Genomic DNA, 12,875 nt, shown 5'->3' on the forward strand with positions numbered 1-12,875 from the left:
AAGAGAGGGATTGCCATGAGCAACAACGAATTCGACGGTGTGCGGTTCGACGCGTCGACGGCGCTGGCGGCGGCTTCGCAGCTCGATGCGCTGGCCGATCGCATGGCCGGCGGCATGGAGGTCGAGCAGGTGAAGCTGAACATCGCACCGGCCGGCGCCGATGAGGTGTCCGTGAGCGCCGCGCAGACGCTGAATGCCGTTGCGGCACAGTTCACCACGGCCGGCGGCGAGGGCGTGAACGAGGTGCGCCAGCTGGCCGCCGCGCTGCGCGCCCAGGCCGCCAACTTCGGCCAGGTCGAAGAAGAGTCGATGGCCGGCTTCGGCGCGCCGACGGTCTGATCGGACACCCTTGCCGATGGTGCTGGAACCTACGCAACCTGGCTTCACCGGAACGGTCTGGGAAGCCAGGCCACCGGAACAGCTGGCCAAGGACCTGGTGACGGGGGCGGGCGCCGTGCCCGCAGCCGAGGCCGGACTCGCCTGGGCCCGGCTGAGCGCGGGTTTCGGCGCCGCGGCGGTGGAATACGAGCGGATTCTCGGAATGCTGGACAGCGCTTGGGAATCCAAGAACAGCGGGCCGTTCATCGAACGCCTGCGCTCGCTGCGGGACTGGATGGCGAATGCGGCCGCTTCCGCGGCGTCCAATGCCGTGCAGGCCGAAACGCATGCCGCGGCCTATGAGATCGCCCGCCTGGCAATGCCGGACGCCGAAGAGGCCGAGAAACTCCGCCAGTTCCGCGAACTCCTGGAGCAGGTCGGCACCGCACTCGGCGCGCCCATGCTGGCCAAGGTCGCGCTCGCCGAGAACGATGCCGATACGGTGAAAGCCGTTGCGGCACGGGTGATGCGCACCTACGAGGCGGCCACCGAATCGCTGGCGAAACCGTGGGAGCAGCAGCCACCGCCGAAGATCTCCGAGGGCTTGAAGACCACCACCGAGGCAACCGCGCCCACCGAGCAGTCGACGACGCCGGGATCGCCAGGCACGATTCCCGGATACTCGATACCGCCCATCAGCATTGCGCCGGTGAAGACGGAATTGCGGGTCAAGGACACCGAAGTCACCACCACCAAGGCCGAACAGGTTGTGATGCAACCGGTTACGGTGCAGCAGAGCAGCGGCGCCATGCCGATGTCCCCCGCGGCCATGTCGCCGGGCGCCCGGTCCGACGAGGAGCACACCACCCGCGAGGGCCTGTCCCGGGTGCCGGCCGGCGATGCCGAGCTCGGCCTGGGCGCCGGTATGCAGGTCGCCCCGGCCGTTTTGGGTGGAATGGACCCGAATGCCCAGCGGCCATCGGTGGATATCGCGTTCAATGCAGGTAGCACCGGAGCCGAAGCGCCCAAACCGGCCGAACCCGTCGCACGAGGAGAGGAGGCGACAGCATGACCACGCTGACCAACGACAGCGTCATAGCGCTCGCCACCCACCTCGGCGTGCAGACCCTGCCACTGGTGCTATCCGTCGGCCCGCAACAGGATTCGCACTACGAATGGCAGCAGGCCCAGGAACGCGCGCGAGCCGAGCTACACGACGCCCGCATCCTGGACGCCCACGGCGACGCCGATCCCGACACCGCCGCAGCGCTGTTCGCGCTGGCACAGCCGGATCGCGAACTGGCAGCCCGCATCTTCACCGGCGAGGGCACCGTGCGCGTCTGCATCGCCCGGCGCGGTGAGGAAAACGTGGTCGCCACCCGCCGCGGCGACAACCTGGACATCCGGACCATCTGGGCCGACGGCAAAGGCGATTCACTGGCCCGCCCCATTCTCGAAGCCCTGGGCCATTGCCCCCCTGCGGAAGTCGCGAGCTTCAGCGCCCTGTCCTCGGACCTGGCCGAACGCCTCGACTCCGCAACCACATCCGAGGACTACGCGAGCGCCGTCTACAGCCTCGGCGTCGCCGACAATGACGCTCCCACATACGGTCTCGCACTCGCGTCCACCCATGCCTACGCCGAGGTGGTGGCTTACACCTACACCGACGGCGTTACCGACCGATCGCCCGGAGCAGTCGCGGTGTACGACACCGCGCGGGGCCGCATTGTGGCCGCACCGGCGATCGCCCCGGACCAGCAACTCTGGTCCACCATGACACCGGGCACCGATCACCGGATCGCGCAGGCGATTTCGGCACTGATCGAATCGCTGCCTGGGGGGAGGTGGCTGTCCTGATCCGCCTGTGAGCGGGCCGGCTAACCACCCCAAACAAGGCGATGCGGTGCCGTATCGCCTGGTGATCCAACAATACGCAGAGGTAGAGGGAAGAAATGACCCAGAGCGTTCAGTCAGATCATGATGTAGCTACTAAGGCCCAGGGCGAGATGGCCGACGTGGTTTCCACGGTCAAGGCGATCATGAGCAAGATCACCAGCGCCGTGGATGCCGCTCGCCCCGGTTTCCAGGGTGAGGCTGCGACCGCGTTCCAGGGCGCGGCCCAGGCTTGGGATGATGAGGCCGCGCGCCTGAACAACATCCTGAACGAGTTCGAGACTCAGGTCGGCACCGGTATCGCCACCTTCAAGAACCTCGATTCCGAGAACGAGTCGGGCTTCAAGACCCTGACCAACCTCACCTAATCAGACCATCAAGTCTGATTCACGAACCTGACGAAGGACTGATCAATGCTTTACGACGCTAAAACCATGAATGAGCTGGCCTCCTCCTTGAAGGAGAACTTCGGCCAGCTGCAGATCGCGGGCCAGGACCTGGAAAGCGCCGCGAAGACGCTGGAGACGGCGTGGCAGGGCAACACCGCTCTCGACGCGTTCAAGGCCGTGCACGCCAAGTGGAACGGCGAGTTCGCGGACACGCTGCAGACCCTGGACAACGTTGCCGCCGAGGTCGAGAACGCTCTCGGCCGCGCCCTGGGCGCCGACGGCAAGATCGGCGACGGCTTCGTCTTCTGAGCAAAGTCGACCATCACAGCAGCGCACCCCGCTGTCATGGCGGGGTGCGCATCTGTCGTGTGACCACCCAGTAAGTTCTTGCGTGTAGTTCTCGCTCCGACGGAGGATCAGTGCCAGCCCAGTTGACCACGCGGGCCCAGGTCAATGGGTACCGCTTTCTCCTGCGACGTCTCGACCATGCGCTGGTTCGCCGCGATGTGCGCATGCTGCACGATCCGATGCGTGCGCAGTTCCGCTCGCTCATCGCCGGTGCGGTGCTGGCTATTTTGGTGGTGGCCGGCGCGGCCATCATGGCTTTCATTCGCCCACAAGGCTCCATCGGTGATGCGACCGTTGTGATGGGCAAGGAAAGCGGCGCACTGTATGTGGTCCTCACGGATGAGGACGACGAGACCAAGCAAACTCTGCATCCTGTGCTGAACCTGGCGTCTGCGCGGTTGATCGTGGGCAAGAACGAATCCCCGAAGTCGGTCAAGGATTCGAAACTCAATTCGCTCCCGCGGGGCCCGATTCTCGGAATTCCCGGAGCGCCTGCCGCTTTGCCGGGTACCAAACAAGGCGATCGGTCCCAGTGGACCCTCTGTGATACCACTGCGTTGTCGGTGACCGGCGGCGCGGCCTCTTCGGCCGGCGCGACGACAACCGCTATCGCGGGCAAGCCCGAGTTGAACGAGCGCATCAAGACGGCCGACGCCGGTAGCGCCCTCTATGTGCGAAATGGCGAAAAGTCTTACCTGATCTACGACGGCAAACGAGCCGAGGTGGACCCCCAGAACACTGTCATGACCCGGTCGCTCAACCTGACAGGGCAGCGCTCGCGGCACATCACTACCGGCCTGCTCGGCGCCGCGACCGAGGTTCCACCGCTCGTCGCACCGACGATTCCGCAAGCCGGCGAGCCCGGCCCGGGCAAGCTGAACAGCGTTCCGGTCGGCGGCGTCATTCGTGTGGCGCTGGGAAGCACCGACAAATCCGAGCTGTACGTCGTGCTTTCGGATGGTGTGCAACGTGTTTCGGCATTCGCCGCACAGGTCATCCGCAACGCGAATTCGCAGGGCATGAGCGAGATCAAGCCGGTCACGCCGGACCTGCTCGACGGCATTGCCGTGGTGAATACGCTGCCGGTCAACGATTTCCCGAGTGAAGCGCCGAAAGTCATTACCGCAGAGGACAGCCCGGTCGCTTGTATCTCCTGGGCGAAGGAGAACGCTGCCGGCAAGACGGAAGCCGACGCCACCGAGGGCCCGGCGGATCGCGCATCCGTCTCCTTGCTGGTCGGCACCCGCCTGCCGATCGCCGAATCCGCGACCCCGGTCTCACTGGCCAGCGCCGATAAAACGGGCGACCGGATCGACGCCGTGTACGTCCGGCCGACCTCAGGTGAATTCGTGAAGGTCACCGGTATCGAGCCGGGTAGCCTCCGGCGCGACAGCCTGTTCTATGTCGCCGACAACGGATTGCGATACGGCGTACCGGATATCGAGACTGCGCAGAAGCTCGGCCTGGGATCGTCGCCGCTGCTGGCTCCCTGGGCGATTATCGGGCAGTTGGTCCCGGGCCCGACCCTGTCCTCGAATGGGGCTTTGACCATGTGGGATGCACTGCCCACCGGCGAGTACTGAGAGGCGCCATAGGTTTCGGCTCGATGAGCAGCTCTGCGGGACCGGCGATTACACTCTGCTGACCAAGAGCAACGACGATCATCGGAACGTTGTCAGTATTCGGGTGGGGGAGCGGAAAGACGTGTTGTACGACCTAGGCAGGGCCGTGCGCGCAGTATTGGCGGCCGCAACGGCCGTCGCGGTGCTGGCTACCGTCTCCTGCGGATCTGAATCGGGCGCGGCGGACGTGGCGGCCGTAGATCTGACGAAGCTGGACACCGGCAGTTACCCGACCCAGCCCCAGCCGTGGGAACCGAAAGATCGCGATCGAGCAGCGCGGATCCTGGAAGCGCTCCGGCTCGGCAATATCATGCCGGTCGGGAATGAAGTCGACCCGTCGCTGAAGTTTCTCTCTGCTGCCAAGCCTTTCGTCGATCCGGGACTGTCCGATCACAGCGGAGTTTTCGGGTGGCTGAACGCGACAGACTTCACCCGGAACACGCCTGGATACATCTCCGGATTCGTCACGACGTCGAAATCCAGCCTGGATACTTTGATCGCGACCCGGCTCACCAACTCCGTGCTGATCTTCGACAGCGAGACGGCAGCCACTGCCGCCGCCGTGGCGCTGGGAGCCAGTGGTTTCGCCAAGAACGACGATGCGGTGCCGACCCGGTCGACCAGGTTCCCGGCAGCGGTCGTCCTGTGGCAGCCGAAGTATCAGGTGCTTGCTTCCTGGTATGCCACAGGCAAGTTCGTCATCATCGATCTGATCGTCAACCAAGAGAACGGCACTCTGGATCATTCCGATCTGGGCGCGTTGCTGGACCTGTCCGACAAGGCGATCGAGGTCACGAGTGCGCGCTTGAAGGACTTCGGCCCGACTGCCCGGGAAAAGCTCACCGAGCTTCCGCTCGACCCTGCAGGAATGCAGCGGCTCACGCTTCCGGATCCCGACGCGGACTGGATGGGAACTTTGGACAGCCACGGAGCGCTCCACATGGCCGACGGCCTCGACAACCGGTCCCCGGAGTTGTACGAGAAGGCCGGAGTTGACAACGTGAGCTTCGGTGCAGGGGAACTCGTGCGCGCACGAGATGCCGACGCCGCCGCGGACCTGATGCTCGCGAGTTCGAGAAACCGTGAACTGGTCCTGATCGAATCCCCGCCTGGACTTTCGATAGCGCGATGCCTGAAATATCGCGGGCCCAAGGCTTCGACCACTGTTCCCTACTACTGCTACGTCTCTTTCGGGCGCTACGCCGCGCGCGTGTGGTCCGACCAGTTGCAGGATGCGCAGCAGCGGATCGCCGCCCAGTACGCGATCCTGGTGAACGGCGGGTAGGCGGGTATGAGCACCTTTCGAATTCGGCCGATCACGACTCGGAAGACATTGGGCCTGCTCGCCGTGGGGGTGGTCGCGGCTGTCGGAGCAACCATTGCGGCTGTCGGTTTCAACGACGCGCCCGGTAACCCGGTGGCAGGCGAGATCGACATCCGGAAGCTGGATATCGGCAACTATCCGACCGATCCGCTCGATCTCCGGGCAATCTATAAACATGCTCCCACCTCGGGCCAGCAAGTGGCGATCGGGCGTTTGGCGGGGTCGGTCGCGAACGGGATCGATATCGACCCGAGCCTGAAATACGGCATGAGGATCCCGGTGCCGATCGGCGAAGCATCCGATGCGACGAATATCCTCACGCAGGAGGTGCAGCCGATCGTCGAACGCCTCGGTCTGATGATCGGATTCTCCGCCACCAGCAGCACCCATCCACTCTCGGAATCCCTCGTGGTTCATATCCCGCGCACGATCAATGCGTTCGACGGTGAGACGCCTGATCCCGCCTCCACCAATGTCAACGTCACCGTCCTGCAATTCCCCGATCAACAGCGGGCGCAGACCGCGGCCGACGAGATCGAGGCAGCGGACTTCGCGGTCGCACCCGAAAACGTCCGAGTGGCCCTCGACAAGTACCCGTCGGCCCGCGCCCACTGGCGTCCAGGTGTGCCGTCGCTCGGAACCACCGTGTCGCGTGGACAGTATGTGGTCAATGTCTACGTCGAGCAGCCGACACCGGACCTGGGGCAACTGAGTGCGGTCACCGAGAAGGTACTCGCGGTGCAGCTGCCGCTTGTGGATCATCTGACTCCGTTGACGCCGCGAGAGAGCTTGCTCCAGGAACCCGATCCCGATTCCATGCTGCAACGCACGCTGCACCCCGGAAACACGTGGGAGCCGGACTATCTCACTGAATTGAGCTATACGCCACGCGCCTATCTGCACATCGTTTCCGATCAGGGGTACTGGAAGAAGCTCATCGACGACAGTGGCGTCGATCGCATCGCGACCGCCTCGAAAGGCGGACAGCTGCTCCGCGCTCGTGACCCGCAGGCGGCCGTCATGCTGTGGTCCGCGTTGAGAACACCTGCGGACAAAGTCGCCGACAGCCCGGCCGGCCTGACAGATGTCTTCTGCATCGAGAACCCGAAGCCGAATGTCAGCGATTTCGGTCAGCGCTGGGATGCGAACGATCGCTATTACTGCACGATTCGCTACGACCGCTACGTCGCCCGCGTCGCCGGACCGCAGTTGAAAGATGTGCACCAGCGTGCCGCCGCACAATACGCGCTGCTGGCGAACAGCCAGTATCAGTAGGGATTACGAGTCATGGAACCAGGGCCCGGAAGCGTCGTCGGCGGTTATCGGATCGAGCGGGTGCTCGGTACCGGGGGAATGGGCACGGTGTACCTGGCGCAGCATCCGCAGTTGCCCAGGTACGACGCGCTCAAGGTGCTCAATGCGGCGGTGACCAGCGATGCCGAATTTCGGGCGCGGTTTCAGCGGGAGGCGAATCTCGCTGCCGCGCTGGATCATCCGAATATCGTCGCGGTGTACAACCGGGGTGCGGATCAGGGGCGGTTCTGGATCGCCATGCAATACATCGACGGTGTGGATGCCGCGGCGGCCATGGAGCGTGATCCGGCGGCGATGACGCCGTGGCGGGCCTTGCGGATCACCACGGAGGTGGGGCGCGGGCTGGATCATGCGCATCGGCGGGGGCTGCTGCACCGGGACATCAAGCCCGCGAATTTTCTGTTGTCGGGCCGCGATGGAGACGAAGAGCGGGTGCTGCTCACGGATTTCGGCGTGGCCAAGGCGACCGAGGACACCACCGAGCTCACTCAGGCCGGTAGTTTCGTCGCCACCATCGCGTATGCGTCGCCGGAGCAGTTGAGCGGGCAGCCGCTCGATCACCGCACTGACATCTACAGCTTGGCTTGCTCGTTCTATCGGATGCTCACCGGCCAGAATCCTTATCCCGGAGTGCAACCGGCGCTGGTGATGTCCGGGCATCTGCACGAGCCCCCGCCGCGGGCCACCGCCGTCGATCCGACGCTGCCGGCCGCGGTCGACGAGGTGCTCGCGGTCGCGATGGCGAAGAATCCCGCCCAGCGGTTCGACACCTGCCATGAATTCACCACGGCGTTGCATCAGGCCCTGCACTATGGGGTATCGGGCCTGACCCAGCAGACCACGCCCAACGGCCGTACCGCTACGGCACCCGAAAACCAGCCTTCGGGCCCGGTGGAATCCACTGGGGCATCCGCTATGTCGCGCACCCGATGGTTGATCGGGGCCGCCGCTGTCATCGCTATCGCGCTGGCCGCCGGTCTGGGCGTCTGGGCGCTGCGCGATGACACCGCCGCGGAGGCCACCTCGGTCACGGCGACCTCGACGGTATCGGCGCCCGCCTCGGTCGCGGACGCGCGTGAACAGAACCCGGCATTCGGTGGGAAAACTATTGCAGTAGTGGATGTTTCAGGTACTACCGGCCCAATGCTGGACGTGGCGATGCGCCTGGACGGCACCCCCCAATCGCAGTTCCTCACCGATCTCGGCTTCACCTACAACCCGGTCGCGATCCGGCGCGGCAATGAACCCGATCCGCGCCCGATCAATGTCGTCACCTTGGGGGAGACGTCGCTGACCAGGATCGAGGCGGGCTACCTGCTGGTCATGCGCAGCGATACCGGGGCGGGTAACGGGGGCATGGCGAATCTGCCGCTGGCCATTACCAACAACAGGGCGACGGTCATCATCGTCGATGATCCCGCCGCGGTTTCCGCGCTCCGGAACTGGTCCGATCGATCCGAAAAGACACTTCTGGAACGGCTTCTCCCAATCCTGAGCAAGAGCATCAAGTAGTAAGGAAAACGGGTGGGGAAAACTCGAAAGGGATTGTCGGCGGCGCTGATGGTGATCGCGCTGGGGGCGGCTTCGGCGTGCGGTACCGATTCGCCGGAGGCGGAGCCGGAACCGGTGATCGACCTGGCGGCCCTTGATGTCGGCAGTTATCGGGCCGAGCCCAAGGATTTCCAGCCGAAGGAACCGCTGTTCGTGGGGCGGGCCTTCGAGGCCGAGCGGATCGGCAGTTCGATGCCGTTGCCCTCGGAGATGGATTCGCGGTTGAAGGTCAATCTCGGGCATGTCGTGCACGGGTTCCTGGAGCCGGGCACCACGCACGACAGTCCCATGTACACCTATCTGCAGGAGGATGGATTCACCGAGGACGCCAAGGGTTTCGTGGCCGGATTCGCCACTACCGGGCAGTCCGAGGAGGAAGAGGCGATTTCGTTCTCGATGTCGACGTCGGCGCTGTTGTTCGAGACCGAGCAGCAGGCCACGGAGGCGGCGGGGGCGCTGGCGCGGCGCGGGTGGGAGATCACCGACTTCATCGATTACGAATTCGTCGACGTCACCACTGTGCCGGGTAAGGTGCGGCCCGCGCAGTCGGCCAGGCATCCGGGTGCGATCTCGTCCTGGGTTCCGGACGATCAGCGGCTCGCGTCGTGGTATGCCTCCGGCAAGTTCGTGATCGTCGCCGTGGCCGATAGCGCCGAGAACAAGAAGCTGGGGATATCGGATCAGGCATTGCTGCAAGATCTGACCGACAATGCGATCACGGTGGCCGCGGAGCGGCTGAAATCGTTCCAGCCCACACCGGTGGACAAGCTCGGCAGTATCGACTTCGATCCCGAAGGGCTGATGCGTATTTCGCTGCGCCGACTGGAGGGGGATTCGTTCATGAATCTGCCCGGGGTGTACGACGTGCCGGGATATCTCCACCTCACCGAGAATCCGCAGAAGGTGCGTGAACTCTTCGACAAGCACGGGGTCGATCGCGTGAGCAGCGACGCGGGCACGCTGTATCGGACCCGGGACGCCGAGGCGGCCCAGGCCTTCCTGGCCACGGAGTCGGTCGACAAGTACATGCGCAAGGTGGAGTCGCCGCCGGGATTGCCCATCGCACGGTGCAACAAGTACCGCGGGCCGGAACGCGCCGTGGTTCCGTACTACTGCTACGTGTCCTATGACCGATATGTGTCCGCGGTGTGGGGCAATCAGCTGTCGGATGCGCACCAGCGTATTTCGGCCCAGTACGCGATTCTCGCGCGTGGCGTGTAGGGGGCCGCGTCATGAAACTCCGCAGCGCCATTGTCCGGGGCATTGCACCCGCTGCCCTGCTTACCACTCTCGTAGCCGGTTGCGCGGCCGTGCCGGGTGAACCGGTGGCCGGTGAGATCGATATCCGCACACTGGATATCGGCTCGTATCCCACCGATCCGCTCGATTACCGCACCAAGTTCTCACCCGGGGCCGACGAAGGCGTTCAGCTGTCCATCATGCGATTGGCCGGAGCCGTTCCCAATGGCCTCGAAATCGACCCGAGCCTGAAGTACGGACGGCAGGTCAAGCCGCTGACGTACGAGTTCGATATCGGTTATGTGCTCTTCGACGGGGCAGCGGAGATCGTTGAGCGCCACAAGATGATGTTCGGATTCTCCGCCTCGGTGGCCTCGACCGCGGCCGCCGAGAGCAATGACAACTCCTTGCAACGCGATGTCAATCGCTACGACGACGCCAAGACGCCGAACAGCACCAGCGTGAATATCACGGTGCTGCAATTTCCGGATGCCGTGACCGCGAGCACCGTGGCGACCGAACTCGAGGCCGCCGATTTCGCCGCGGCCGCCGACCTGAACCAGGCGGTTGCCCTGGAGGAGTATCCGGAGGCCAAAGCGCATTGGCGACCGGGCATTCCGACGCTGGGCTCCACGCTGGCACGCGGAAACTACGTGATCAATGTATTCGTCAAGCGCCCCGATCCCGACCTCGCCGCACTGAAACAGCTGACCGGCAAGGCGCTGGCGGCGCAGTTGCCGCTGCTGGATCAGCTGTCGCCGCTGTCGCGGCGGGATATGCTGCATTTGAGCTACGACCCGCACGCGATGCTCCGCCGCACGCTGCATCCCGACGACTACATGATGCCCGACTACCTGCGGGAGGCTCATCTCACCCCGCGGGCATTCATCCACGCCATCAGCGATCAGGAATCCTGGAAACGTCTGATAGAGCTGGGCGGAATCGACGTGTTGTCGACGGTGGACGGTGGGGCATTGCTGATGCGCGCCCGCGACACCGCCGCGGCGCGGGTGTTGGTGGACGATTTCAAAGGCCGCGCCAAGACCGTCGTCGACGCGCCGGCGGATGTGCCCGGCGCCTACTGCCAGGAGTACCCGATCTCCGACGACGGCGACGCCGAGAACCGGTTCTTCTGCACCGTGCAGTACGACCGGTATGTCGCACGGACCTCCAGCGCCCAGCTGAAGGACGCCCAGCAGCGGGCTGCGGCACAATACGCGTTGCTGGCCAATAGTTCGTGGATGTAGGGCGGGGAGAGCGAATCGTGAGTATCGGGCCCGGGACCGTTGTCGGCGGATACCGGATCGAGCGCGTGCTGGGTGCGGGCGGTATGGGGACCGTGTACCTGGCCAAGCATCCGAGCCTGCCGCGCTGGGATGCGCTGAAGGTGCTCAGTGCGCAGTTGAGCACCGATCAGGAGTTCCGGGGGCGGTTCGAGCGCGAGGCGAATCTGGCTGCGGCGCTGGATCATCCGAATATCGTCGCGGTGCACAACCGGGGTGAGGATCACGGGCAGCTGTGGATCGCCATGCAGTATGTGGATGGGATCGACGCCTCCGAGGCGATGAAGCGGGATCCGCGGTCCATGACGCCGCATCGGGCCCTGCGGATTGTCACCGAGGTCGGGCGGGGGCTGGATCACGCGCACCGGCGCGGGCTGCTGCACCGAGATGTGAAGCCCGCCAATTTCATGTTGTCGGCGGTCGATGGGGATGACGAGCGGGTGCTGCTGGCCGATTTCGGGCTGGCCAAGGACACCGAGGACAGTACCGAGCTCACGCAGACGGGGACCTTCGTCGCGACGGTCGCTTATGCCGCGCCGGAGCAGCTGTCGGGGGATCCGGTGGATCGGCATACCGACATCTACAGCTTGGGCTGTTCGTTCTACAAGTTGCTGACGGGGCGGAATCCTTATCCCGCAACGCAACCCGCGCTGGTGATGACCGGGCATCTGTTCGAGCCGCCGCCGCGCATCACCGCCATTCGGCCGGATCTGCCGCAGGCCCTCGACGAGGTCATCGCGGTGGCCATGGCGAAGAATCCGGCGGAGCGGTTCGACACCTGCTACGAGTTCACCCGGGCGCTGGATATGGCGCTCAATCAGGGTGTGTCGATGTTGTCGATGCGGACGCAGCGGGCAATGCCCACCGCGGCGCCGATTCCGCAGCGACAGACGACTCCGGAGCAGCGGGCTCTGACGCCGACTCCGAAACCGCCTGCGGGAAAGGGGCGTTGGATTGCCGCAGGAGCCGTGACGGTGGCCGTCGCCCTGGCGGTGGGGATCGGGCTGTGGGCCGTGAACAGCGGGGGCGGCACGGAGGTCGCCGCGCCCACCACGACTACCACCGCCGCACCGGCGGCGACGCCGAAGACCTTGGCCGAGGCGCGCGAGCAGAATCCGCAGTTCGCCGGGAAAAGCATCGCCGCCGTGGATATCACGGGTGAGAGCGGCTATCTCGCCGAGCTGGCGATACATCTGCGTCCCAGCGCGCAGGCGACCTTCTTCGAGGCGCTCGGCTTCGTCTATCACGTCGCGTGCGTGCGCAAGGGCGACGAGCCGACGCCGCGGCCGGTCGACAAGAGCTACACCGCGGATCCGAGCCCGCTCACGCAGGTGGACTCCGGGTACCTGCTCGCGGTGCGCAGTGATGCGCAGGCGGGCAAGGGCGGCATGGTGAATCTGCCGTCGCAGGTGAGCAGCCGGAAGGCTACCGTGCTGGTGCTCGACGATCCCGCGGCCGTCATCGCCCTGCGGGAATGGTCGGACAGCTCCGAGCAGATCCTGCTCGAGAAGCTGCTGCCGATTCTGCGCAAGAGCGTGAAGTAGCCCCCGCGAAAACAGCTCCCGAAACAGCCACGGCCTCCCTCGTCCCGACG

General features: G+C 64.9%; 12 protein-coding genes. All 12 read left to right on the forward strand.

Annotation, left to right across the window (positions count from 1 at the left end):
* The first annotated feature begins 15 nt into the window (after nucleotides 1-15).
* The 12 genes from ACYQ5L_RS05225 (at nucleotide 16) to ACYQ5L_RS05280 (ending at nucleotide 12,825) form a co-directional block, all read left to right on the forward strand.
* A complete protein-coding gene (locus ACYQ5L_RS05225; protein WP_459955897.1) occupies nucleotides 16-339 on the forward strand; it encodes a PE domain-containing protein in 324 nt (107 codons plus the stop codon).
* A gap of 16 nt (nucleotides 340-355) precedes the next feature.
* The gene (locus ACYQ5L_RS05230) at nucleotides 356-1,390 is read left to right on the forward strand and encodes a PPE domain-containing protein (protein WP_459955899.1); all 1,035 of its coding nucleotides are present in this window, start codon (nucleotides 356-358) and stop codon (nucleotides 1,388-1,390) included.
* Nucleotides 1,387-2,175, forward strand: a complete 789-nt coding sequence (locus ACYQ5L_RS05235; protein ID WP_459955900.1) for an ESX secretion-associated protein EspG — start codon at nucleotides 1,387-1,389, stop codon at nucleotides 2,173-2,175. The genes ACYQ5L_RS05230 and ACYQ5L_RS05235 overlap by 4 nt, the downstream gene beginning before the upstream one ends.
* Nucleotides 2,176-2,270: 95 nt before the next feature.
* On the forward strand, nucleotides 2,271-2,579 hold the full coding sequence (locus ACYQ5L_RS05240; RefSeq protein ID WP_459955901.1) for a WXG100 family type VII secretion target: 309 nt from the start codon (nucleotides 2,271-2,273) through the stop codon (nucleotides 2,577-2,579).
* Nucleotides 2,580-2,624: 45 nt separating this feature from the next.
* Nucleotides 2,625-2,909: a WXG100 family type VII secretion target gene (locus ACYQ5L_RS05245; RefSeq protein ID WP_459955902.1), complete on the forward strand. Its 285-nt coding sequence runs from the start codon at nucleotides 2,625-2,627 to the stop codon at nucleotides 2,907-2,909.
* Between the two features lie 110 nt (nucleotides 2,910-3,019).
* On the forward strand, nucleotides 3,020-4,531 hold the full coding sequence (gene eccB, locus ACYQ5L_RS05250; protein WP_459955904.1) for a type VII secretion protein EccB: 1,512 nt from the start codon (nucleotides 3,020-3,022) through the stop codon (nucleotides 4,529-4,531).
* A 145-nt stretch (nucleotides 4,532-4,676) separates the two neighbouring features.
* Nucleotides 4,677-5,855: a DUF7373 family lipoprotein gene (locus tag ACYQ5L_RS05255; RefSeq protein WP_459955905.1), complete on the forward strand. Its 1,179-nt coding sequence runs from the start codon at nucleotides 4,677-4,679 to the stop codon at nucleotides 5,853-5,855.
* A 6-nt stretch (nucleotides 5,856-5,861) separates the two neighbouring features.
* The gene (locus tag ACYQ5L_RS05260; RefSeq protein ID WP_459955906.1) at nucleotides 5,862-7,169 is read left to right on the forward strand and encodes a DUF7373 family lipoprotein; all 1,308 of its coding nucleotides are present in this window, start codon (nucleotides 5,862-5,864) and stop codon (nucleotides 7,167-7,169) included.
* Nucleotides 7,170-7,181: 12 nt separating this feature from the next.
* Nucleotides 7,182-8,720: a serine/threonine-protein kinase gene (locus ACYQ5L_RS05265; protein ID WP_459955907.1), complete on the forward strand. Its 1,539-nt coding sequence runs from the start codon at nucleotides 7,182-7,184 to the stop codon at nucleotides 8,718-8,720.
* Nucleotides 8,721-8,732: 12 nt separating this feature from the next.
* Nucleotides 8,733-9,980 (forward strand): DUF7373 family lipoprotein, encoded by a 1,248-nt coding sequence (locus ACYQ5L_RS05270; RefSeq protein WP_459955908.1) that lies wholly within the window; start codon nucleotides 8,733-8,735, stop codon nucleotides 9,978-9,980.
* 11 nt (nucleotides 9,981-9,991) lie between these two features.
* Nucleotides 9,992-11,245 carry a DUF7373 family lipoprotein gene (locus ACYQ5L_RS05275; protein ID WP_459955910.1) on the forward strand — a complete coding sequence of 418 codons (1,254 nt, stop codon included), beginning with the start codon at nucleotides 9,992-9,994 and terminating at the stop codon, nucleotides 11,243-11,245.
* Nucleotides 11,246-11,262: 17 nt separating this feature from the next.
* Nucleotides 11,263-12,825 carry a serine/threonine-protein kinase gene (locus tag ACYQ5L_RS05280; RefSeq protein ID WP_459955912.1) on the forward strand — a complete coding sequence of 521 codons (1,563 nt, stop codon included), beginning with the start codon at nucleotides 11,263-11,265 and terminating at the stop codon, nucleotides 12,823-12,825.
* Nucleotides 12,826-12,875: the final 50 nt, after the last annotated feature.

The sequence above is a fragment of the Nocardia sp. IFM 10818 genome, from assembly GCF_054655275.1.

Excerpts from the sequence above, each read along its gene's own strand:
- ACYQ5L_RS05225 (WP_459955897.1), top strand. The coding sequence starts at position 16 with ATGAGCAACAACGAATTCGACGGTGTGCGGTTCGACGCGTCGACGGCG.
- ACYQ5L_RS05265 (WP_459955907.1), top strand. The coding sequence starts at position 7,182 with ATGGAACCAGGGCCCGGAAGCGTCGTCGGCGGTTATCGGATCGAGCGG.
- ACYQ5L_RS05240 (WP_459955901.1), top strand. The coding sequence starts at position 2,271 with ATGACCCAGAGCGTTCAGTCAGATCATGATGTAGCTACTAAGGCCCAG.
- ACYQ5L_RS05275 (WP_459955910.1), top strand. The coding sequence starts at position 9,992 with ATGAAACTCCGCAGCGCCATTGTCCGGGGCATTGCACCCGCTGCCCTG.
- ACYQ5L_RS05260 (WP_459955906.1), top strand. The coding sequence starts at position 5,862 with ATGAGCACCTTTCGAATTCGGCCGATCACGACTCGGAAGACATTGGGC.
- ACYQ5L_RS05235 (WP_459955900.1), top strand. The coding sequence starts at position 1,387 with ATGACCACGCTGACCAACGACAGCGTCATAGCGCTCGCCACCCACCTC.
- ACYQ5L_RS05230 (WP_459955899.1), top strand. The coding sequence starts at position 356 with ATGGTGCTGGAACCTACGCAACCTGGCTTCACCGGAACGGTCTGGGAA.
- ACYQ5L_RS05245 (WP_459955902.1), top strand. The coding sequence starts at position 2,625 with ATGCTTTACGACGCTAAAACCATGAATGAGCTGGCCTCCTCCTTGAAG.